The sequence below is a fragment of the Algoriphagus namhaensis genome (genome assembly GCF_042649705.1).
Classification (GTDB): Bacteria; Bacteroidota; Bacteroidia; order Cytophagales; family Cyclobacteriaceae; genus Algoriphagus; species Algoriphagus namhaensis.
This window is the reverse complement of record NZ_JBHRZS010000002.1, coordinates 264490-286056: the sequence shown is the minus strand read 5'-3', so window position 1 is coordinate 286056 and position 21567 is coordinate 264490. Positions and strand designations below refer to the sequence as shown.

Here is a 21567-nt window from a genome sequence, read left to right as displayed (position 1 = left end):
GAAGCAAAGCCAATAAAAAAAATTAAGGACAATAAAAACAAAACGGTTCTTTGCATAATTTATACTTATTGTGACACCATCTATTTTTTATTATTCAGCTTAAATTAGGACAATCGATATGGAAAAACTAAAACTATTCTTCGAAGAACACGCTTTTGGGGTATGCTCTCGACTTGGAGAAAAACTTAATTTCCCGATTGATAGCATTCGCCTTTTTTTCATTTACGCTTCCTTTATTACTTTCGGTTCTCCTGTGATCATGTATGTGAGCATGGCCATGATGATGAAGATTCGAAAGTATTTTAGAAAAATGAATAATCCAGTACTTTTTGATTAAAGCTTTCCGAAGGTCTTTTTTTTTCGAAAAAAATAATCCCAGAAAATAACTTTTGAAGGTCCCATACTTTTAACCTCTTGAGATGACTTTGCTTTCACAAGGAGCTTGCGTCTACTCAAAAAATCACGATATCCCTTAAACACGGCTTTCCCTGAAGAAGCTTTACCCGTAATTAAATACCCTAATGCGGCTATGCTTTCCAAAAAGCCTTTAAGCATAAAAATAAGCCAAAATCTGCCTGAGCTCTGATTCTTGTAGAGCATAGAAAGGCTATTGCGGATATTTAAGTACAACTTATTTGGGCTGCTTCGCTGCAAAGTAGCTCCGCCTTGATGATAGACTTCTACTTCTCCGATATATCCTACTTGAAATCCTTGAGATCTTATCCGCCAGCAGAGATCAATTTCTTCCATGTGAGCAAAAAAATGAGCGTCAAAACCATCTAAGTCATGAAATACCTCGGAACGAATGATCATGCAAGCTCCAGAAGCCCAATCCACTGTCGCAAAGTCATCATATTGACTTTTATCTATTTCAATACTATTCCAGATTCTACCCCGACAATAAGGATATCCCAAATCATCTAAATAACCTCCGCCAGCTCCTGCATAATCAAATTCACTTCGTTTATTCCATGAGAGAATTTTCGGCTGTAAGGCTGCATAATTCGGATGCGCGACGAGTGCCTCATTTAATTTGGTGTCCCAGCTAGGGGTAACCTCCACATCTGAATTGAGTAGAATGTAATTCTGATACTGGCCTTTCAGTTGTTCCAGACCCCAGTTATACCCTCCTGCAAAACCGAAATTATCACTCAACTGAATCAATCCTACCTTAGGAAAATCATTTTGGAGGAGTGCGATAGAACCATCGGTACTTGCATTATCTATAACCCATATGTCACTTGAACTTTCGGAAACCACCGAAGGCAAAAAAACGGGAAGAATCTTCTCCCCATTGAAGTTCAAAATGACAATGGCGCAGGATTTCATCCAAACATATTACCAAAATCCATCCCGGGAATATTTGGAAGCATTCCATCGGTCGCAGATTTCATCTCAGCCTTGATTTTCACATCAATGGCTTCCATGGCTTTATTTGTGGCTGCGACAATAAGATCGCGAAGCATTTCAGCATCGTTCGGATTTACTAGTGAGTCATCCATGTCAATACTCACCACTTTTCGCTCTCCATTCACAGTCACCTTGACCATGCCCGCTCCGGATTCTCCCTCTGCTGTCAAATAGACCAAACGAGCTTGGACTTCTTTAATTTTTGCTTGGGCTTCTTTGACTTTGCCCATCATTCCCATTAGATCAAACATATTTTTTTCTTTCGCTTCAGACAAATATATGGCAATTGCGTTCGTGATTTAAAGTACCAAAATAAAATTTTTATAATGCAACAACTTGTTTTAACGAAATAAAATTCCGATAAATTTATTTTTATGATAATTATTAAAATATTTTAGGCAACCTAGCAGCCAATGATTCTGTTTAATCAACATCAACCAAAAACTCATGAAAACACTAGCAATTATCGAAAAGGAACTTCTTTCTGAGCTTTCGTTTGCTAGGGAGGATGTCTTGACGACTCCGGATCAGCGAAAGCAAAGATTTGCTGAACTGCAGCGAGCCCAAACTCTTGGCAACCTCCTACAAACCAAAGTATTCATCACCTTCGAAACTCGAGACGGAAGCCTCCATCAGGTTCATACAACTGTCTGGGCGGTAGGAGAAGATTTTATCTCCTTAAAGGGAGGAAAGTCTATTCCTATTCGAGCTATTCATTCAGTACATTAAGATAGCTGTTCGATCACAGCTTCTGGAGAAAGGATTTCCTGTTCGCCAGTTTCTAGATTTTTTATCACCAAAGTAGAATTCTCAATTTCATTATCGCCGCAAATACCTGCGAATGGAATTCCTTTTTTTGCTGCGTAATCGAATTGCTTCTTGACCTTGACCACATCGGGAAAAACTTCAGCTTTGACCCCAGCTTTTCTGAATCTCTGTACTAGACCGAGTCCATATTCATAGCCTTTCTGATCAAAATGGACCAAAAGGACCTTGGTGCTTTCACTGGCTTGTTCCGGAAATAAATCGAGCTCATCCAGGGCATCATATAGACGATCAACACCGAAGCTAAATCCTACACCCGAAACTCCAGAGAGTCCAAACACCCCCGTCAGGTCGTCGTATCTGCCTCCACCACTCACTGAGCCAACGGAAACACCATCAATTTTTACTTCAAAAATAGCACCTGTATAATACGAAAGACCACGAGCCAGTACCACATCAAAGTCTAGATGCTCCTCTCCCTCTCCCATGAATTTTAAGGTTTGAATCACCTCTTCCAATTCGGAAACACCCTTAAGGCCCGTTTCGCTACTCTGTAAAAACTCCTTTAAAAAAGCTATTTTCTCAGTCGTCGCCCCATCAAGACCTATAATCGGTTGAAGCTGCTGAATGGAATCATCCGAAAATTCTCTTCCGATCAACTCCTCTTTCACCTTTTCCCAACCAATCTTATCTAGCTTATCAATAGCTACGCAGAGCGAATCTTCCTTTCCCGCAGCTCCGATCCTCTCGGCAATGCCTGTGAGGATCTTTCTGTTATTCAGTTTGATGGAATAATTCTTAATCGATAACTGGGAAAATACCCGACGAATCAAAAGCACAATTTCTGCCTCACACACCAAACTATCCGTTCCCACCACATCGGCATCACATTGGTAAAATTCCCGATATCTACCGCGCTGTGGCCGATCTGCCCTCCATACAGGCTGAATCTGGTAACGCTTGAAAGGGAAAGTCAGCTCATTCCGATTCATTACCACGAATCGTGCAAAGGGAACAGTCAAATCATATCGAAGTCCCTTTTCAGCGACTTTTGGAAGCGTGTCCTTATACCCCTTCAAAATATCCTGAGCATCAACCTTTTTCAAATAATCCCCACTATTCAAGATTTTAAAGATCAATTGATCACCCTCATCTCCATATTTACCTGTGAGTGTACTGAGATTTTCCATTGCGGGAGTCTCGATCTGCTGGTATCCAAACAATTCAAAAGACTTACGGATGGTATCTAGAATATAGTTTCTCCGGGCCATTTGGAGGGTTCCAAAATCTCGGGTTCCTTTTGGAAGAGAAGGCTTTTGCATGAACTTTTTGATCGGTTTGAAGGTCAAATTTATTGATTAATTGTGAAACGAAGCCGGATGAGCCTCCTTTCTCTGGTATTTTTTAGACAATTTTATAGGGTATACAAATATGATTTCCTACATTTGCCCTCCGATTCGAAGCAACTATACAAACTATAAGATCATGGCAGTCACTACGCTAAAGAGAAAACTAAGGAGAAAGAGACAAGGTCAAAACACTCGCATCATCAAAATCAAGCAGCTTTCAGCAAAGCCGGTGATTAAGAATGTGGATGTAGAAGAGCTTAAGAAGTCTTTTGAAAAATAAGCTTTACTAAAGCATTTTGAGGCGACCTAGGTCGCCTTTTTTATTGTCCTCTTTTTCCTAATTCGATTACATTCAGATTTTTTATCTGTCCCGAATCCAGCTCAAATTTCAAGAAGGTTCGCATGTGGTGAAAACCTTGCCTTCCGATGGCTCCGGGATTTAAATACAGGCAATTGGCACCCTGATCAAATTCCACCTTGCAAATGTGAGAATGCCCACAAATAAAAACATTTGGCTTACCCTTTACTATTCTTGCCTTGATTCCCTTAGCATACCGAGGCGGTTTACCTCCGATATGTGTCATAAGAATCTTCGCTCCTTCCAATTCAAATTCCTGCCACTCTGGATATCGCTCTTGAGCAAGCGAGTCATCAATATTTCCCCAGACCGCTCTGATTTTCTTTCCTTTGGGCAGTTTATCCATGACTTGAATATCACCGATATCACCTGCATGCCAGATTTCATCCACATCCTCTAGGAGTGAAATAGTTTTTTCATCAATATGGCTATGGGAGTCTGAGATGAGCCCAATTTTGATAGACATTTGTACCGTCTTTTAGATTTGAGTTTGCCTTCTGGCAAAGCTAATCCAACAAAAGTAGAGAAGAAATAGGCCTGAACCATAAGCTTATCCCAAGTCTTTGCCTTAGATATTCGAAAGAATCCCTATCCGACTTAGGCTAATTCCACGGAGAATAGAATCTATACCTTTGCTTTTGGGCAATTCCTTTCTATTTTTACCACCCTAAATTTTGTATAAACCGAATGAGAGAACTACAGTTTCGAGAAGCCCTTCGGGAGGCCATGAACGAAGAGATGAGACGTGACAAAAACGTCTTCTTGATGGGTGAAGAAGTCGCAGAATATAATGGAGCCTACAAAGTTTCTCAAGGGATGCTAGATGAGTTTGGCCCGGATCGAGTGTATGATACGCCGATTTCAGAGCTTGGCTTCGCAGGTCTTGGTGTAGGAGCTGCCATGAACGGATTGAGACCAATCATCGAGTTCATGACATTTAACTTTTCCTTGGTGGCCATAGACCAGATCATCAATTCTGCAGCTAAAATGCTAGCCATGTCAGGCGGAGCCTACAGTGTGCCAGTGGTATTCAGAGGCCCTACCGGGAATGCTGGACAACTAGGCGCCACTCACTCTTCAAATTTTGAAAACTGGTTTGCCAATACTCCAGGCTTAAAAGTCATTGTTCCTTCCAATCCACAGGACGCGAAAGGCCTGCTCAAGGCGGCAATACGTGACCCAGATCCAGTGATTTTCATGGAGTCTGAGTTGATGTATTCAGATAAAGGCCATGTGCCCGAAGGTGAATATCTCATTCCAATCGGTGTGGCAGACGTAGTTCGTAAAGGAACGGATGTCACTTTGATTTCTTTTGGCAAAATGATGAAAGTTGCCAATGAGGCAGCTGAAGAATTAGCTAAAGATGGCATTGATGCAGAAGTTATTGATCTAAGAACTGTGCGTCCGATTGATTATGCCACCTGTGTGGAATCTTTGAAAAAAACTAACCGTGCGGTGGTAATTGAAGAAGCTAATCCAATTGCGGCACTATCATCTGAAATCGCCTATCATTTGCAGCGTCATGCTTTTGATTACTTAGACGCTCCAGTTATTCGGGTCAACTCCATGGATATTCCATTGAGTTATGCGCCCACATACATCGAAGCAACCATTCCGAATATAAAGCGGACTATTGAAGCAGTTAAAAAAGTGACTTATAAATAAGTGAATCAAAAAAAAGCCCTGACTTACCAAGTCAGGGTTTTTTGTTACTCAATCTATCTATTATGTATTAATAAAAGACAAAAAAGGCCCTGAATGTTCAGGGCCTTTTGTCTATTTTATCTATTCTGATTCATTTCCCCTTGTCCTCCACCAGCTTCTTTAAGATCGTCATTGTTTATAGACTTTCTTCTTCTTCTTGGTCTATCATCCATAGATAGTTTACCTATTCTATAGCTGAAATTCACTTTAAAGTTCATGTTTCGCAACGCACTGGTACTGCTCTGCATGATAGTTGGAGTACTCAACTCATTTCTGATGATGAACTCTTTGGCCAAGAAGTTTTCGGCACCGAATCCAATGCTTCCTCTCTTCTCTGCAAACTGCTTATTCAAACTCAAACCGTAGACCGCAAAGCCACCTGAGGTACCTTGAAGTTGTACTCTTCTACCTCTGGCGAACGTAAACAATTGAACCTGCCAGTTTTTAGGTAAGGTATAATTACCGAACATTCTACCGCTAATAACCCAGCCTTGGTTTTCCGCAGCTAGAAGTGGATCAGTCAAACCATTTTCAAGCATCGCATAGTAGAGATCAAATCCACCATTGAAAGAAAGCTTGCTTCCAAGTGTGATACTGGTAAACATATTAGTACCCACCGCTTGCTCTCTACCAATATTCTCATACGTTGTGAAAATGATATCATCATCTTGCACAGTTCGTACTGCTTGAATAGACCCGGTAGTATTTCTATAGAATCCTGTAAAATTCAATACCAAACCTTTGAAGAAAGTACTGTAGCCAAGCTCGTAATTATCAGTCAACTCAGGATCCAAAAGTGGATTACCTTGTGAAATCTGGCTTGGGTTAGATGCGTCAATGTTAGGGTTAATAAAACGTAGAGAAGGTCTTGATATTCTTCTGTTGTATGCCGCTTTGATCAGATTTCCATTCTTCAATTTTCTACTTGCATTCACACTTGGCACAAGGGTCCCGTAAGAAGGAATGTTAGCTTCTGTCTCATCTCGGAAGTCCGCATTGATCATAGTGTACTCGTAGCGAAGACCGGTCTTTAATGTGTAGTTTTTCAAAAGATTGAACGTATAGGAAGCATATCCTGCAGTAACGTTTTGATCGTAAGTCAGGTCGTTGTTCAGTGCAGGGTTTTCATTTTCTACATACTCACCGTCCGCTCCATCAGCTTGGAGATATGAGAAATCAGAGAATGCACGTCGCAAAATGTTCTTAGCTCCATACTCTAGAATTGAATTTCCATCTTCTCCCATAGGATTTACAAAATCCAACTGAATAGTAAATTCCTCATTCTTACTTGGGTTGTCGTTTCTAAGTCTAGAATCTATTGTCTGGAAATCATCCTCGAAAAGAATGTTCGTAAAGGAATTTTCACGCTTATTTCTGCTGTAAAGAGTCAGAATACTAAATTCCTTACCCTTCTTCTCATACGTTTTGGTGTAGTTCAAGCTGACATCAACCGTATTTGATTCGTCCACCACATCTGTCTCTCTCAACGCTCGGTTGATTAATTGTCCTTCTTGATAATTTTCGGTGAAGAAATTTTCCTGATAGTTGTTTGAATTTCTGATTCCAAAATTCACCGCACCAGTCAAGAAATTATACTTATCAATGTCATAATCGACCCCGAAATTGTATCTACCAAACAAGTCATTTCTTCTCGTATCGGCTTCCTGAAGAACGCTAGCAAGAGAGTTATCTGGAGTAGTGAACATTTGCTCGTTTTCAAAACGACCATTGATATTATAGCCTGTTCGGCCAAAACCACCCACTGAGAAACCTAGTTTTTTGGTACGAGCCGAACCATTCAAGCTCAAGTTTGATCCCCTGAGTCCAAAACCACTGTTGACATTCAAGGTCATTCCCGTCAGATTGTTTTTCTTGGTGACGATATTGATTACACCACTTGTTCCTTCTGCATCAAATCTTGCAGATGGTGACGTGATCACTTCCACTGCCTTAATTTCGTCTGCAGGAATTTGACGAAGTGCGTCTGCAATAGAACTTGCAGCGATTGCTGATGGTCTATTATCGATCAAAACCTGAATATTGCTACTTCCGCGCATGGAAACATTTCCATCAAAATCTACAGAAAGCATCGGTACTCTGCGAAGTACGTCAGTTGCATCCCCACCTGCAGTGGTTTTATCGTTTTCAGCTTTATAAATGGTTCGATCCACTCGCTCCTCGATAAGATCACGCTGACCTTGCACCGTTACTTCTTCGAGAGCCACGCCCTCATCTTCCATTTTGATATTACCAAGGTTGATTTCGCCGGTCAAGGTCTTCACTTCAATTCCTCTGACAGAAATAGGCTCAAAACCAATAAATGACAATTGAAGGGTATAAGTACCCAGACCGAAACCTGCGATAAAGAATTTACCTTCTCCGTCTGCCACAGCTCCAGCTATTGTAGTTCCGTCTTCAGGATTCACAAGTGCTGCAGTAGCGTATGGCACTGGCTCTTCAGCCTCTCCGGTGACAGCAACACCCACAATTCGAACAGGTTTTTCCTCTTTTGCTGCATTCTGCCCAAAGGCTGTTTGCAAACTAAAAAGGGAAATAAATAAAAATAGATAAGTAGATTTTTTCATGACTTGGTTCCGATAGTTGATTATGGTTTCCAACACTAAGACCCAAATCTCAGTCTTTTTGTTTCTTACTTTATAAGTTAATAGACGGTCTCGTGGATTGTCTCGACAAAACCCCATTCTCAGCAGACGAAACCTAAATCGACCTAATTTGTAGCTTTTGTCTAGTCAATCCTCGGATTCATCGATCCTGAGAGGTGATCAGGCGATTAGTCTCGCACACTCCGACACAAAATCCTTACTTTTCAGTTCTAATCAGTGCTTATGACCTCAATCACATCTCCAAGAAGAGTCTCCGTATTAGTCCACATCCTAGGATGGGTAACTATGAGTATGGTCTTGTTGCTGCTACTTCCCCTATCCTATCGTGTGGATCTTCCTTCAGTTTACTGGGCTAAACAAATCTTCCTAGCCATTCTCCTACTGATTATTTTCTATGGCAACATGCTCATCTTTGTTCCTAGAATTCTTCTAAAAGATAAAGTCGGATTATATCTCTTGGTTGTAATACTCGGTGGAGTCTTTTTCCTGGGACTTACCATTTATTTTGAAAATCTCAGTAACCTTCCTGAATTGATGTTTAAGGCATTCAATCCTGATAAGGAATATGTACCTAGAGGAAGATGGTTCTTCGGTGACCTATTTGTATTGATGCTTTATCTTCTATCTGTAGGGGTCAGCACCTCTGTGGCTTCAGTGCAAAAATGGCAAAAAGATGAAGCTCTCCGTGTGGAGCTGGACAAACAGCGGATAAAAACGGAACTTTCCTATTTAAAGGCTCAAATCAATCCACACTTTTTCTTCAATACACTCAACAATATTTACTCGCTGACTAATATCGATGTGCAGAAAGCGCAAGAAGCTTTGCTCAAATTATCGAGAATGATGCGCTATGTATTGTATGAAAATCAAAAAGATGAAACATCCTTAAATAAAGAGATCAGCTTTATCAATGACTATGTGGAACTGATGAAAATGCGTCTTTCTCCGAAAGTACATCTCAACCTTCAAATCGAAGAGCCTAACGAAGACTTACTGATTGCACCCATGCTATTACTTCCTTTTCTGGAGAATTGCTTCAAACACGGAGTGAGTGGCCAAAAGGAAAGTGAAATCTTGATCAAAATGGAATTAATGGGAAAAACCCTATTTTTTGAAACAAGAAACCACATCTTCCCGCTTCATCCAGATAGCCCTGAAGCTAAAGAAAATGGTATTGGATTGGTCAATACTCGCAGAAGACTTGACCTACTTTATCCCAATAAACATCGAATTAAATTTGGTAAAGACGAATCCAATAATGAGTATTGGGTAAACCTGACCATCTCACTCGAATGATTATTTCTTGCGTAGCAATAGATGACGAACCACTAGCTCTGGACTTAGTCTGTAAATTTATCGAGCAGACCTCCTTTTTAAAGCTTGAGGGAAAGTTTACCAGTGCGGTAGAAGCCCTTGCCTTTATTAATGCAAATGATATCCAACTCGTCTTGATGGACATCCAAATGCCAGATCTCTCTGGGATGGAACTGGCCCGCGTATTGGACGGAAAAAAGGATAAAGCAGATACCCGAATTATTTTTGCTACTGCATACAATCAATTTGCGATCGAAGGCTACAAGGTGGATGCTCTAGACTACCTGCTCAAGCCTTACAGCTACGAGGAATTTCTGAAGGCAGTAACCAAAGCCTACAACTATTTCGAGCGGATAGATAGACCCAAGATCCAGAGCAACACAGTCGAGGAAACTCAAACGGATTATATTTTTCTGAAAGTAGAGTATCAACTAGTCAAGGTAAAACTCGACGATATCACGCATGTGGAAGCATACAAGGACTATGTAAAAGTTCATCTCGCTTCACGACCAAACCCCTTGCTCTCTTTGACTAGCCTAAAAAGCATGGAGGAACTTCTGCCATCCGATCAGTTTATGAGAGTGCACCGGTCCTTTATTATCTCTTTGGCGCATATCGATTCTGTTTCTAAAAATGAAATCAATATCGGTCAAAACTCCATTCATGTCGGCGAAAACTACAAATCGGCTTTTTTAGAGTTTATGAGTCGGTGGATGAGTTGAGCCATAAATCTGAAAGACAACTTTTTTAGTAGAAGTAAAAAAAATGGTTCGAGTTCAACCGTCTATGCAGCCAAGCTCGAACCATCAGATATTTATTTGAATTCTCTTTTAACGCTTACCCATCCCAGGCATCAGCTTGCCCATGGCCGCTTTCGCACCGCCCATTTTATTCATCTGCTTCATCATTTTGCGCATGTCGGCAAATTGCTTCATCAGGTTATTGACTTCTACGATAGTTCGTCCTGAGCCTGCAGCTAATCGTTTTCTTCGACTTCCGTCAATCAGATCTGGATTGGCGCGCTCTGCTGGAGTCATACTTCGAATGATCGCCTCAATAGGCTTGAAGGAATCGTCATCTATGTCTAATCCTTTCATGGCTTTGCCCATTCCCGGGATCATCCCCATCAGATCCTTCAGGTTACCCATCTTTTTGACCTGCTCGAGCTGAGAAAGGAAATCATCAAAATTGAAATTGTTCTGACGGATTTTGGCATTGATACGCTTCGCTTCGTCCTCGTCAAAGGACTGCTGAGCTCGTTCCACCAAGGAAATCACATCCCCCATTCCGAGGATTCTCTGTGCCATACGATCTGGATGGAAGACATCCAGATTTTCCATTTTTTCTCCGGTGGAGATAAACTTAATCGGCTTATTCACCACGTGGCGAATGGAAATGGCTGCACCACCACGGGTATCACCGTCGAGTTTGGTGAGGACCACTCCATCAAAATTCAAACGCTCATCAAAGGTCTTTGCAGTATTCACCGCATCTTGACCAGTCATGGAGTCTACGACAAAAAGCGTCTCTGAAGGCTTGAGGGCAGTTTTCAGCTCCTCAATTTCATTCATCATCTGCTCATCCACGGCCAATCGACCCGCGGTATCGACGATGACCGTCTTTTTACCAGATTTCTTAGCGTAGGCGATGGCATTATTCGCGATTTCGAGCGCATTTTTATTTTCTGGCTCAGCATAGACCTCCACTCCAATTTGTTCACCCAAGACTTTTAGCTGATCTATCGCCGCTGGTCGGTAAATATCGCAAGCCACCAAAAGCACCTGACGTCCTTGCTTTTTGAGCGCAGCTCCAAGCTTTCCAGTGAAGGTGGTTTTACCCGAACCTTGAAGACCAGAGATCAAAACCACTGCAGGATCACCTGTTAGATTGATATCTACTTTGGTTCCCCCCATAAGCTTAGTAAGCTCTTCCTGGGTTATTTTTACCAAAAGTTGACCGGGAGAAACCGAAATCAATACGTCTCGACCGAGCGCTTCATTTCGGATTTTATCGGTTACTTCCTTGGCTACTTTATAGTTGACATCCGCATCGATCAGGGCTCTACGGATCTCTTTGGCTGTGCTGGCCACGTTGATCTCGGTGATTTTTCCTGTACCCTTCAGGGTCTTAAATGCGCGATCTAGTTTTACACTTAAATTATCAAACATGCTATCTGCTAGTATTTGCTGCAAAAGTAATGATTTTAGCGCCAGATAGAAAGTCTGAAGTGAGCTAATCCTGTCAGTCAAACGGGTATTTTCATGCCATTTGGGTTTTAATTCCTAATTTGCAGCTCCCAAAACTGGATTCTCAGAAAAACCTAATTCATGACCCTAGATTTTAAAAAAGACTGGCTTCCACACCTGATCAGCGTGGCAGTGTTTTATGCCTTAATAGTGGCCTATTTTTCGCCTTTGGTGTTCAATAATGAGGTTATCTTCCAAACGGATATTTTGAAATGGGAGGCTTCCGCAAAAGAGCTGATGGATTTTCGTGAGGCCACGGGGGAAGAAGGCCTATGGACCAACAGTATGTTTGGGGGTATGCCAGGCTATTTTATTAGTATGGACTTTCCTGGTGACATCACCAATGCCGTAGTTTCAATTCTTACATTAGGACTACCTCATCCCATAAATGGCCTTTTTCTGGGTATGGTGGCCATGTATGTACTTCTCTTGAGTTTTGGGGTACGTCCGGCATTTGCCGCTGTGGGCAGTGTGGCCTTCGTATTTAACTCATTTAATTTTCTCAGTCTGGCAGCTGGACATAATGCCAAAATCTGGGCAGAATGTTTGATTCCAGTTATTCTAGCTGGGATTCATTTGGCACTAAATAAAAAGCGTCTCCTCGGGTCTGCTATTATGGCTTTGGGTCTAATGCTACAGTTCAAATTCAACCACGTCCAAATCACCTACTATACCTTGATCATTTGTTTGATCTATGTGCTGGTTTGGATGGCAATGAATTGGAAAAAAGAAGGACTTCCTGCCCTTGGCAAAACCATCGGGTTTTTGGCAATAGCAGCAATTTTATCCGTCGGAGCCAATATTGGTAGATTGGCTACGGCCTATGAATACAGCACATATTCTACCAGAGGGGCGGTGACATTGGAAACCAAGGAGGCTGGACTAGATAAAGAATATGCCTTTGGCTGGTCAAATGGCATCCTTGAGTCTCTCACGCTTCTGGTTCCTGATTTCTATGGAGGCGGCAGTGCCACTCCCCTTCCCGAAGGTTCAGCTTTAGAAAAGGCTATGCGAAGCAACGGTATAGACCCTTCCCAGATCAATAGTTTTGTAGCTAATGCACCCACTTATTGGGGTGATCAACCTTTCACCGGCGGACCAATTTATGGCGGAGTGATATTGGTTTTCTTAGCGATTTTAGGGATTTGGGCTGCGCCAAAAGAGACCTTAATCACTTTTGGAAGTATCATCATCCTTTCTTTAGTGCTTTCTTGGGGCAAAAATCTCAGCAGTATCAATTATTTCTTGTTCGATTATCTTCCTGCTTACAATAAGTTTCGAGCAGTTTCCATGGCTTTGGGCATGACGCAGTTCGCTATTCCAGTCTTGGGAATGATTGCCTTGGAGCGCACAGTAGCCGATAAAAAACTCAAGCCACTACTTATCGCTTCAGCTTCTACATGTGGATTGATCTTGATCTTGGCGCTTGGAGCGGGACTCTTTAGATTCTCGGCTATGGGAGATCAAAACTATCCAGACTGGCTGGTGGATGCCTTACGAGCAGACCGAAAGTCCATGCTTCAAGCAAGTGCTTGGAGAAGTTTAGGTTTTATGGCAGCAGCACTAGCTTTGATTTATTTCACCCTAAAAGAAAAAATTAGCGATTTAGTGCTCGGAGCAGGACTTTTTGTTTTGGTACTTCTGGACCTTTGGATGATCAATCGTCCTTACCTTAATGAAGATTCCTTCCAAAAAAGCCCTTCCAAAGCCTATTTCGCAGAGACTCCAGCCGAGGCGGAGATTCAGAAAGACAACTCATACTACCGCGTACTGGATCTTAATGAAGGAATCACCCAAGCGGGAAAGGCTTCCTATCGATTCCATGCCATCGGAGGATATCATGGAGCTAAAATGCGTCGATACCAAGATCTGATTGATTATAGAATCAACCCAGAGCTATCGGCCTTTATCGCTAAGGCCCAGGAAGGAGACTTTGATTACCAAAGTCTACGCTCTCTGAACATGCTGAATACCAAGTACATCATGGCAGGTAATGCGGCAAATGCTGTTTTTGAAAATCCAGAGGCAAATGGAGCGGCTTGGGTGCCTCGGGAAATAATCAAAGTCGACACCAACGAGGAAGAAATGGAAGTGATTGGTGAGATGAACGCTGCTTTTGCTGCAACAATCAATACCCTAGAGTATCCGAACATATCAGCAGGAGCTGGACGGGTGGAATTGAAGTCTCATCAGCCCAACAAACTGGTGTATGAGGTGAATATGGAGAAGACCGGTTTGGTTGTATTTTCAGAGATTTTCTATCCGGTTGGATGGACTGCGACAGTGGATGGAGCTGAATCAGAGATCATAAGAACAAACTACTTGCTACGTGGATTGCAAATTCCTGAAGGAAGCCATGAGGTAGTTTTTGAGTTTGCTCCCAAGTCCTATTATGCCACCAAAACCCCGATGATCATTTTCCAATATTTGATTATTCTATCCCTTTTTGCAGGGGTTTACCTCACAATCAGAGAATCTAATGGAAGAGTCGAAGGATAAAATCGTCAGTTATTACGATCAGTTTGCCGAGAAGCAAGAGGTGACAGGAATCAATTCCAGACATCTCCAGATTTTGGATAAATTGGTGGATGCAGGTCTCGAGCCTCATCATCGCGTGCTCGAGGTAGGTTGCGGCATCGGGACGGTCAGCCATCTATTGGCCACTTATCTGAAAAAAGGGGAAGTGCTCGCAGTAGACATCTCGCCGGAGAGTATCTCCAAAGCAAAAAAACTCTGGAAAGATCAGCAAAACCTCCACTTTGAAGTGTCCGATATGTCAGATTTCGAAAAGTCAGGGCAGACTTTCGACTTCTTTGTATTTCCAGATGTTCTTGAGCACATTCCTGTGGATCAGCATGCTCCACTTTTCAAGACCGTCCGAAAGCATGCGCATGCAGACTCAGTGATCTTTGTACATATCCCTGCTCCGAGATTTCTAGAATGGATGATCCAAAACGAACCCCAAAAATTACAAGTTATCGATCAGCCACTTGATTCTGGGGATTTAATTAAAAGCATTACCAAAGCCGGGTTTTATCTGGAAAAAATGGAAACCTACTCCATTTTTTACCATGAAAAAGATTACCAATACTTTGTTTTTCGCTCCGCAAAAGATCTAGACGAAACACATGCTTTAGGCAAATGGGCCGTGCTGAAAGAAAGAATTCGCATCCGACTAAGACACGGAATTTTAAAGTAAAGACTATGAAAATTGAAAAAAATAAAGTCATCGGGATCAGCTTTGAACTCAAAGTAAGTAAAACCGAAGACGATATAGAATCCGTGCCTTTCAGCGTGGAAGTAAGAGATGAAGACGATCCCTTTTTCTTTGTGTTTGGAAATAGCGGTCTACCAGAAAAATTTGAAGAATTATTGAATGGGAAGGAAAAAGGCCAATCCTTTTCTTTCGTTTTGGAAGCAGAGGAAGCTTATGGGCAAGCAGACGAGGAGTTGATTTTGAGTATTCCCAAGAGTCAGTTTTCGGAGGAAAGAGGCTTTAGCCCTGAAATGCTCCAAGAAGGAAATTTCCTTCCGCTCATGGATGAAAATCAGCAACCCATGCAGGCCAAAATCCTGAAGGATCAGGGATCGGAATTACTACTCGATTTCAATCATGCGTTGGTCGGTTTTGACCTTCATTTCGAAGGGGAAGTTTTGACGATTCGAAATGCAAGCAAAGAAGAGTTAGCCACAGGTTTGGTGGAAGGAGCTAACTAATCGAAAAAACAGTGAGGTCTAAAGATCTATTTTCGAAGACCGGCCATCAATTAGTCCTGATTCTTTTGGGGATTATCCTTTCCCATTCGGGATGCACAAATTCTCAAAAGCAACAAGACAAAACACCTGTGGAGGCCAGTGAAAAGTATGCTGACTATGTCCGAGTTGTTCCTGGAAAAAATGAAATTTTAGATGAGGAAGTCATCAAGCGAGGAGAGGTATTGATTTCTTATTCTGATTGTGGTCCATGCCATAGTTTGGACAAGCGAGGAAAAGGCCCAGCTCTAATGGACATTGCCAAACGATACCCCTCTAACTCCACCTATATCAACCTTCTTGCCCGAAAGATCATCGCTGGAGGTTTCGGCTCTTGGGGACGTCCAGTGATGGCACCTCATCCAGATTTGACCCAATCTGACGCCGAAGCCATGGCAACCTATATTCTCTCACTGGAACAAAATTGATCCCTTTTCTGCTCAATAAGATCAGGCAATAACCTATGACGGATCAGAACTTCTCTGGCCTTTTGTACGTCCTTGCCAAAACGTAAATCGACACCCAACTTAGCCATCTCTTGGGTGATTGTGGACACGTAATCCAATCGACTATCGTCCACATCCCGGATGAAAACCATCAGAATCCTACTCGGAAACTCTCGGACAATCTGTAAGTAAATCTCTGGATCCTCCTGACCGCTATCTCCGATGAGCAAGAAAGGAAGCGGATCGCTCACTCTTATGATGTGTCGAATTTGCTGCATTTTGTGCGCCCGGTGACTTCCCGATATCAACTCCGACCGGGACAAACCAATATCTCTTAGCATCAGCGGACCGAAGGGAATTCTATGGATATCCAACAGCTCCATTAAAAAATCAAAAAGATTCCACGGACTACTGGACACATAAAAGAAGGGATTATTGTCTTGCCAAGAAGCACCTCGCCTTAGATCGGAATAGAGCTCTGAAATCCCTGGAAATGGAACTCTCGAGTATGCGTTTTTTGCAAAAGTCGTCTTGAGCATTTCCAATAGCCGCGTAGCGCCTGTCGGGATGATTGTGTCATCTATATCAGAAATCACTCCAACACTAGCGTTTTTGGATGGAATAAAGACTTTGGCCTCAGCAGAGACGACCCCTTGATTTTTCAGAATCTGATCTAATAGAGTGAACCTCACGCTCAGCCAAGATTGCTCTTTTTGAAGCTGAAAATCACCCTTGATGGTCAATTCGAAATAACCTTCTTCATTCGTCTCCACCACATAGTTTTCTCCGTCTATACTCGCTTGAACTTTAGCTCCGGGGATGATCACGGTGCGAAAGCGACGGATCATCTTCTTGACATTACTCCATACCGAATCCTCTGGATTGGATTTGGTCACTCGGTTATTTTTCAGTACCCGGCCTACCAAATAAATCTCAGAGGAGTTACCAAAACCATTAAAAGGGACGATGATGATCTCTCGAATAAATCCCAATTTGATCGAAAACCAGAGAATTACCTGATTGAATTTCAGTTTGATCTCATAGATCAGCGTGAGGAGAAGCCTATTTTTTGGGGGTGAATCAGACATTAAAACCGCAAAATCTTTTCCTCCTCCCATGACACATAGACGCGATCTCCAACCTGAAATCTGCGCTGTGGATCATCCGCCTCCCAGATGGCTTGGGTCTCTTTAATTTTGATCTGAAGCGAGTTGTAATGGACCAAAAATCTGGAGTCAATTACATGGGCAAGTTCTCCTCGGCTGGTCCTCAACTTGACATCTGAAGGGCGGATAAATGACTTTTTCTCGCCAGACAAAGCATTGATAGGCGAAAAAAGTCTGGCCACGTATTCACTTTTGGGTGCTGTGCAGAGGCTTTTTGAGTTTCCCTTTTGGACCACTTTTCCTTTTTTCAAAATCAACAGATTATCCGTCAAACCTAGCGCGTGATCCAAGTCATGCGTCACGAGGATCACTGTAGTGCCAGAAGCCTGAAAAATAAGCTTGAGCTCACCCATCAACTCATGAGTTTGAATAGGGTCCAGGGAACTAAATGGTTCATCCAAAAGCAAAACATCAGGCTCCACACTCATGGCTTTGGCAATAGCAACCTTTTGCTGTTGCCCGCCTGAAAGCTCCCTCGGAAATCTAGTACGGAGGGCATCTAGCTTCAGCAACTTAAGGAGAGATTCCACCCGCTTCTTGCGATAGCTCTGATCAAAACTCAACAAAGGTCTGGAGATGTTTTCTTCTACCGTGCTATTGGGATAAAGGTGATAGTCTTGATGGATCAACTTGATTTGATCATATCCTGAAACCAACTTTTGTTTGGGGTTAAGAATTTGCAAATCTCCCAACCAAACTTCTCCTAAGTCCTGAACTTCCAATCCAGCCATGATTCGTAGCAAAGTGCTTTTTCCGGACCCACTTTCACCGACAATAGCTAAAAACTGGCCTTTGGGAAGATCGATGGAGAAGGACTGTAGCGCTTGATGCTCACCAAAGGTTTTGGCTACGTTTTCAATTCTAAAAAAGCTCATGGGCGAATTTCAGCTTGGAGTTTTTTAGTCAAACTGAAGAAAATCAACTCGTAGGAATGGTCTACCAGCTCGAGAATCAACTTATCAGGCACATTACCGAGTACAGAAACAGAGTTCCAGCTTTTTTTATTCATATGATATCCTGGCGTGATTCCCTCATATCGTTCACGCAGCTCAATGGCTCGGTCCGGGTCACATTTGAAATTTACAAAATCAAAATTTTCCAGATCGGTAATGGCGAAAATTTTACCTCCCACCCGAAAGCAAATGGTGGTGGGGTCAAAAGGGGTGTCTTCAGAAGTTCCTGGTTTGGCGAGACAATAATCTCTGAGGTAAGCTAAGGTCATGGATAAAGATCAAAAAAAATGGGCTAACAAAATAGCCCATAATTCAATTTCACTAATTCCAGCGATTACCTATATGAAGCGCTTAATCGTCCACACAATAAGTGCAAACAAGAAGACCAGAATGGAAATCTTATTGATGCCATGCATCATCCGGAGATTGAAGTTCGTCTTTTTATTTGGATCTGGTTTTTTGAAGACATTGATAAAGTAATTTCCTACTTCACCTAGCTTGAAAAACTCTTTTACTTTAGAATCTGCCATAATGTGTTGCTTTGTTTGGTAAACCGAATGAGCAGCGAATAAGTTTATTTTATGGTTGTCGATTGTCTATTGTCAGTTGTCTCGGCTACGCCTGTTGTTGGTTGTTGGTTGTTTGCTGAATGCCACTAGGAACTGCTACTGCTTTATCCCCGGTGGTCTGTCGACTGTGGACCGTAGTCAAAACTCTGCAACTGCTACTAAATCTCCTCCGGCTCGTTCCACATCCCGTCTTCTCTGATGATATTGATCAGCTCGTCCACTGCACGTTCTGAAGGAACAGATCTTTTCATCACTTCCTTTCCTTTGTATAGTGTGATTTTGCCCTTGCCAGAACCCACATATCCATAATCTGCATCCGCCATTTCGCCTGGACCATTCACGATACATCCCATAATTCCGATCTTCACTCCCTTTAGATGATCTGTACGCTTACGAATCATCGCTGTAGTTTCCTGCAAATCAAAGAGCGTTCGGCCACAGGACGGACAGGAAATGTATTCTGTCTTTGACATTCTTGTACGGGCGGCCTGAAGGACACCAAAGCCTGTCGCGTTGTGCAACTTGATCTGGTCTAGGAACTCCTCTCGAGTATGATTTTTTTCCTTTTCCAGAGAAATAAAAATTCCATCGCCCAAACCATCAATCAATAATCCGCCCACATCTGTAGCGGCATAGAGCATGGTTTGATCGGCAGTCTGATCCGGATAGCTCACTTTGAAAACTACTGGAATGTGGCAGTCTGTATGCATTAAGCTAATCATTGCCCTTCGCAAGGCCGGCATTGAATGAGCGTTTGCGGTATTTAGAATGATCACCACTTTGGAATCATTTTTCACCATAGAAATAGCCTCTCGGATTTCTGTATCCCATATTTCTAAGAAATTCAACTCTTTGTGTCTAGCCGAATTTTCACCGAATTGACTGAGGGTAAATAAAGGAAATTTGTTGTTTTGGTCTGCTTGGGCTTTCCAGATTTCAAAATCCTGAATCTCCTTCATTCCATTGGGAAGCATAAATGGGATTGGATTTTTACCCGAATAGACAAAGTCACAGCCTTGATCATTCATTTTCCACTTATCCAATTCTGGCAAGTAAAAATGACCCACTTGCTTCATTTCCTTTGGAGTGATTTGATCAATCTTGGAAATATCAGTAATCACTCTTGGTACATTGTGATCCCCAAAATTATACACCTCATGAGTTTTTCTCTTCTCGTGGTCAAAAGGATGAATTGGGTAATCCTCCATCTCAGGTATGGCTGCATGACCTGCTCTGTGCGTGTATCGATCGATCAAGGCTTGTGCCACAGGTGCTTCAAACTCAGGATCCTCGGTGAGTGAAACTCGAACCGTATCACCCAAGCCATCCTCTAGAAGAGTTCCGATCCCTACCGCGGATTTGATTCGACCATCTTCTGCTTCACCAGCCTCAGTCACTCCAAGATGCAACGGGTAGGGCTTAAAGCCTCCTTCATCCAACTTCTGTACCAGCAATCGATATGCCTGCACCATCACTTGGGTATTGGATGACTTCATGGAAATAACAATCTGATGAAAATTTTCATCTTCACAAATCCTCAAAAACTCCAAAGCCGACTCGACCATCCCAAGGGGAGTATCCCCATAGCGACTCATGATCCTGTCGGAAAGTGAGCCGTGATTCGTACCAATTCGCATGGCTGTACCGTGTTCCTTGCAGATTTTCACCAAAGGCAGAAACCGCTCTCTGATTCGATCGAGCTCATCTTGATAGCTTTGATCGGTATATTCTATGGTTTCAAATTTCTTTTTGTCCGCATAGTTACCCGGATTCACCCGTACTTTCTCCACAATTTTCGCTGCAACTTCAGCCGCATTTGGGGTGAAATGAATATCAGCTACGAGTGGAGTCTTGTATCCTCTCCTGCGAAGCTCAGCCTTAATGTTCCTAAGATTTTCAGCCTCTTTCAGACTTGGAGCTGTAATTCGTACCAATTCACAACCTGCATCAATCATGCGAATACACTGCTCCACGGAGCCCATGGTATCCATGGTGTCCACAGTGGTCATGGATTGGACGACAATATGATTGTCCCCACCGATGATCACATCCCCGATTTGGACTGGAATGGTTTTCCTCCGGGAGTACTTGGTGAGGCTATCGCAATAGTGGATCGATGAAATGGGGGTAGGTGAATCCATAGTTAAATGTCTCCTAATTGTGGGCGGATGGTTATTTCTTCAACCACGGACTGTGGTGAAAGGTTATAAGCAGACCAGACGCAAGCTGCGACGTCTTCGGCTTTCATAAATCGTTCAATTGGTAGGTCTACCCCTTCCCAACTTGCGGTGTACGTGGCACCTGGTAAAATCGAGGTAACTTTGATGTCAAAGGGCTTGAGCTCTTCACGAAGACACTTGGTCATCCCAAGCATAGCCCACTTTGATATTGCATAGCTTCCCCCATTGGGGTAGGCCGTGGTCCCAGCGATGGAACCCATACTAAAAATATATCCTGATTTTCGCTTCATCATGTCTTTGACAAAGGCGCGAATCAGATAATATGCAGAGTAAAGGTTGGTTTGCATCATTAATTCAAAGTTTCCATCTGGCTCATCATGGATGGCACCAGGCAAGAATACTCCCGTGTTATTGACTATCACATCTGGAGTAAATTCCTTGGATATTTCCTTGGCAAACCTTTCAACCTCATCCTTACGAGACAAGTCAGCTCGGAAAGCTAGCACCTTATTCTTCGGGAACTTTGATTGAAGATCAGTTGCTAAAGTGGCTAGCTCCTTTTCATTTCGGGCGCAGGTAATTAGATCAAAATCTTCCTGAGCAAATCGCTCTAGAATGGCTCTTCCAATACCTTTAGTTCCTCCAGTTACGAGGATGCTTTTTCGCATAATTGTTGTTGATTTAATAGTTAGTATGACAACTATCTAACAGAAACAAAGTTACATTTTTT

At 42.5% G+C, this 21567-nt stretch carries 22 protein-coding genes; 10 read left to right on the top strand and 12 right to left on the bottom strand.

All coding sequences use genetic code 11. The features are described from left to right. Positions 1-118 precede the first annotated feature (118 nt). A complete protein-coding gene (locus ACFOSV_RS01315; RefSeq protein WP_377902590.1) occupies positions 119-337 on the top strand; it encodes a PspC family transcriptional regulator in 219 nt (72 codons plus the stop codon). Here the strand turns inward: ACFOSV_RS01315 and ACFOSV_RS01310 are convergent. Together ACFOSV_RS01310 and ACFOSV_RS01305 are read right to left on the bottom strand one after the other, a co-directional pair. Further along, positions 334-1329 carry a glycosyltransferase family 2 protein gene (locus tag ACFOSV_RS01310; RefSeq protein WP_377902588.1) on the bottom strand — a complete coding sequence of 332 codons (996 nt, stop codon included), beginning with the start codon at positions 1327-1329 and terminating at the stop codon, positions 334-336. The genes ACFOSV_RS01315 and ACFOSV_RS01310 overlap by 4 nt on opposite strands. Next, positions 1326-1661: a YbaB/EbfC family nucleoid-associated protein gene (locus tag ACFOSV_RS01305; protein WP_377902586.1), complete on the bottom strand. Its 336-nt coding sequence runs from the start codon at positions 1659-1661 to the stop codon at positions 1326-1328. Before ACFOSV_RS01305 ends, ACFOSV_RS01310 begins: the two co-directional genes overlap by 4 nt. A 196-nt stretch (positions 1662-1857) precedes the next feature. Here ACFOSV_RS01305 and ACFOSV_RS01300 point away from each other — a divergent pair, with 196 nt between their 5' ends. After that, a complete protein-coding gene (locus ACFOSV_RS01300; RefSeq protein WP_377902583.1) occupies positions 1858-2139 on the top strand; it encodes a hypothetical protein in 282 nt (93 codons plus the stop codon). Here ACFOSV_RS01300 and hisS read toward each other — a convergent pair. Beyond that, complete coding sequence (gene hisS, locus ACFOSV_RS01295) at positions 2136-3497, bottom strand: histidine--tRNA ligase (protein ID WP_377902581.1); 1362 nt, start codon at positions 3495-3497, stop codon at positions 2136-2138. The two genes, ACFOSV_RS01300 and hisS, sit on opposite strands and share 4 nt — an antisense overlap. Before the next feature lie 163 nt (positions 3498-3660). On the opposite strand from hisS, the gene ACFOSV_RS01290 reads away from it, so the two are divergent. Then, a complete protein-coding gene (locus ACFOSV_RS01290) occupies positions 3661-3804 on the top strand; it encodes a hypothetical protein (protein WP_377902579.1) in 144 nt (47 codons plus the stop codon). 40 nt (positions 3805-3844) lie between these two features. Here the strand turns inward: ACFOSV_RS01290 and ACFOSV_RS01285 are convergent, their stop codons facing one another. Next, the gene (locus tag ACFOSV_RS01285; protein ID WP_377902577.1) at positions 3845-4348 is read right to left on the bottom strand and encodes a metallophosphoesterase family protein; all 504 of its coding nucleotides are present in this window, start codon (positions 4346-4348) and stop codon (positions 3845-3847) included. Between the two features lie 221 nt (positions 4349-4569). Between ACFOSV_RS01285 and ACFOSV_RS01280 the strand changes: the two genes are divergently transcribed. After that, positions 4570-5547, top strand: coding sequence for a pyruvate dehydrogenase complex E1 component subunit beta (locus ACFOSV_RS01280; protein ID WP_377902575.1), 978 nt, complete (start codon positions 4570-4572; stop codon positions 5545-5547). Between the two features lie 116 nt (positions 5548-5663). On the opposite strand, the gene ACFOSV_RS01275 is transcribed toward ACFOSV_RS01280, so the two are convergent. Next, complete coding sequence (locus ACFOSV_RS01275) at positions 5664-8171, bottom strand: TonB-dependent receptor domain-containing protein (protein WP_377902573.1); 2508 nt, start codon at positions 8169-8171, stop codon at positions 5664-5666. 261 nt (positions 8172-8432) lie between these two features. Here ACFOSV_RS01275 and ACFOSV_RS01270 point away from each other — a divergent pair, with 261 nt between their 5' ends. Together ACFOSV_RS01270 and ACFOSV_RS01265 are read left to right on the top strand one after the other, a co-directional pair. Beyond that, positions 8433-9506 (top strand): sensor histidine kinase, encoded by a 1074-nt coding sequence (locus ACFOSV_RS01270; protein WP_377902571.1) that lies wholly within the window; start codon positions 8433-8435, stop codon positions 9504-9506. Beyond that, positions 9503-10246, top strand: coding sequence for a LytR/AlgR family response regulator transcription factor (locus tag ACFOSV_RS01265; RefSeq protein ID WP_377902569.1), 744 nt, complete (start codon positions 9503-9505; stop codon positions 10244-10246). Before ACFOSV_RS01270 ends, ACFOSV_RS01265 begins: the two co-directional genes overlap by 4 nt. A 108-nt stretch (positions 10247-10354) precedes the next feature. On the opposite strand, the gene ffh is transcribed toward ACFOSV_RS01265, so the two are convergent. Next, positions 10355-11692: a signal recognition particle protein gene (gene ffh, locus ACFOSV_RS01260; protein ID WP_377902779.1), complete on the bottom strand. Its 1338-nt coding sequence runs from the start codon at positions 11690-11692 to the stop codon at positions 10355-10357. Positions 11693-11851: 159 nt separating this feature from the next. Between ffh and ACFOSV_RS01255 the strand changes: the two genes are divergently transcribed. Genes ACFOSV_RS01255 through ACFOSV_RS01240 form a run of 4 tightly spaced genes read left to right on the top strand, consistent with a single transcriptional unit; the run spans position 11852 to position 15951 of the window. Next, the gene (locus ACFOSV_RS01255) at positions 11852-14269 is read left to right on the top strand and encodes a YfhO family protein (protein WP_377902567.1); all 2418 of its coding nucleotides are present in this window, start codon (positions 11852-11854) and stop codon (positions 14267-14269) included. Next, positions 14250-14969 carry a class I SAM-dependent methyltransferase gene (locus ACFOSV_RS01250; protein WP_377902565.1) on the top strand — a complete coding sequence of 240 codons (720 nt, stop codon included), beginning with the start codon at positions 14250-14252 and terminating at the stop codon, positions 14967-14969. Before ACFOSV_RS01255 ends, ACFOSV_RS01250 begins: the two co-directional genes overlap by 20 nt. Positions 14970-14974: 5 nt before the next feature. Continuing rightward, positions 14975-15487: an FKBP-type peptidyl-prolyl cis-trans isomerase gene (locus ACFOSV_RS01245; RefSeq protein ID WP_377902563.1), complete on the top strand. Its 513-nt coding sequence runs from the start codon at positions 14975-14977 to the stop codon at positions 15485-15487. Between the two features lie 11 nt (positions 15488-15498). Beyond that, positions 15499-15951, top strand: coding sequence for a c-type cytochrome (locus ACFOSV_RS01240; RefSeq protein ID WP_377902561.1), 453 nt, complete (start codon positions 15499-15501; stop codon positions 15949-15951). Here ACFOSV_RS01240 and ACFOSV_RS01235 read toward each other — a convergent pair. The 6 genes from ACFOSV_RS01235 to ACFOSV_RS01210 form a co-directional block, all read right to left on the bottom strand. After that, entirely contained in the window at positions 15924-17057 is a 1134-nt protein-coding gene (locus tag ACFOSV_RS01235) for an App1 family protein (protein WP_377902559.1), read from the bottom strand. The genes ACFOSV_RS01240 and ACFOSV_RS01235 overlap by 28 nt on opposite strands. After that, positions 17057-18010 carry an ABC transporter ATP-binding protein gene (locus ACFOSV_RS01230; RefSeq protein ID WP_377902557.1) on the bottom strand — a complete coding sequence of 318 codons (954 nt, stop codon included), beginning with the start codon at positions 18008-18010 and terminating at the stop codon, positions 17057-17059. Before ACFOSV_RS01230 ends, ACFOSV_RS01235 begins: the two co-directional genes overlap by 1 nt. Further along, positions 18007-18357 carry an MmcQ/YjbR family DNA-binding protein gene (locus ACFOSV_RS01225; RefSeq protein ID WP_377902555.1) on the bottom strand — a complete coding sequence of 117 codons (351 nt, stop codon included), beginning with the start codon at positions 18355-18357 and terminating at the stop codon, positions 18007-18009. Before ACFOSV_RS01225 ends, ACFOSV_RS01230 begins: the two co-directional genes overlap by 4 nt. A gap of 69 nt (positions 18358-18426) precedes the next feature. Then, on the bottom strand, positions 18427-18618 hold the full coding sequence (locus ACFOSV_RS01220; RefSeq protein WP_377902553.1) for a DUF6728 family protein: 192 nt from the start codon (positions 18616-18618) through the stop codon (positions 18427-18429). Between the two features lie 197 nt (positions 18619-18815). After that, complete coding sequence (gene ispG, locus ACFOSV_RS01215; protein WP_377902551.1) at positions 18816-20798, bottom strand: (E)-4-hydroxy-3-methylbut-2-enyl-diphosphate synthase; 1983 nt, start codon at positions 20796-20798, stop codon at positions 18816-18818. A gap of 2 nt (positions 20799-20800) precedes the next feature. Continuing rightward, positions 20801-21505: an SDR family oxidoreductase gene (locus ACFOSV_RS01210; RefSeq protein WP_377902549.1), complete on the bottom strand. Its 705-nt coding sequence runs from the start codon at positions 21503-21505 to the stop codon at positions 20801-20803. Between the last annotated feature and the right edge of the window lie 62 nt (positions 21506-21567).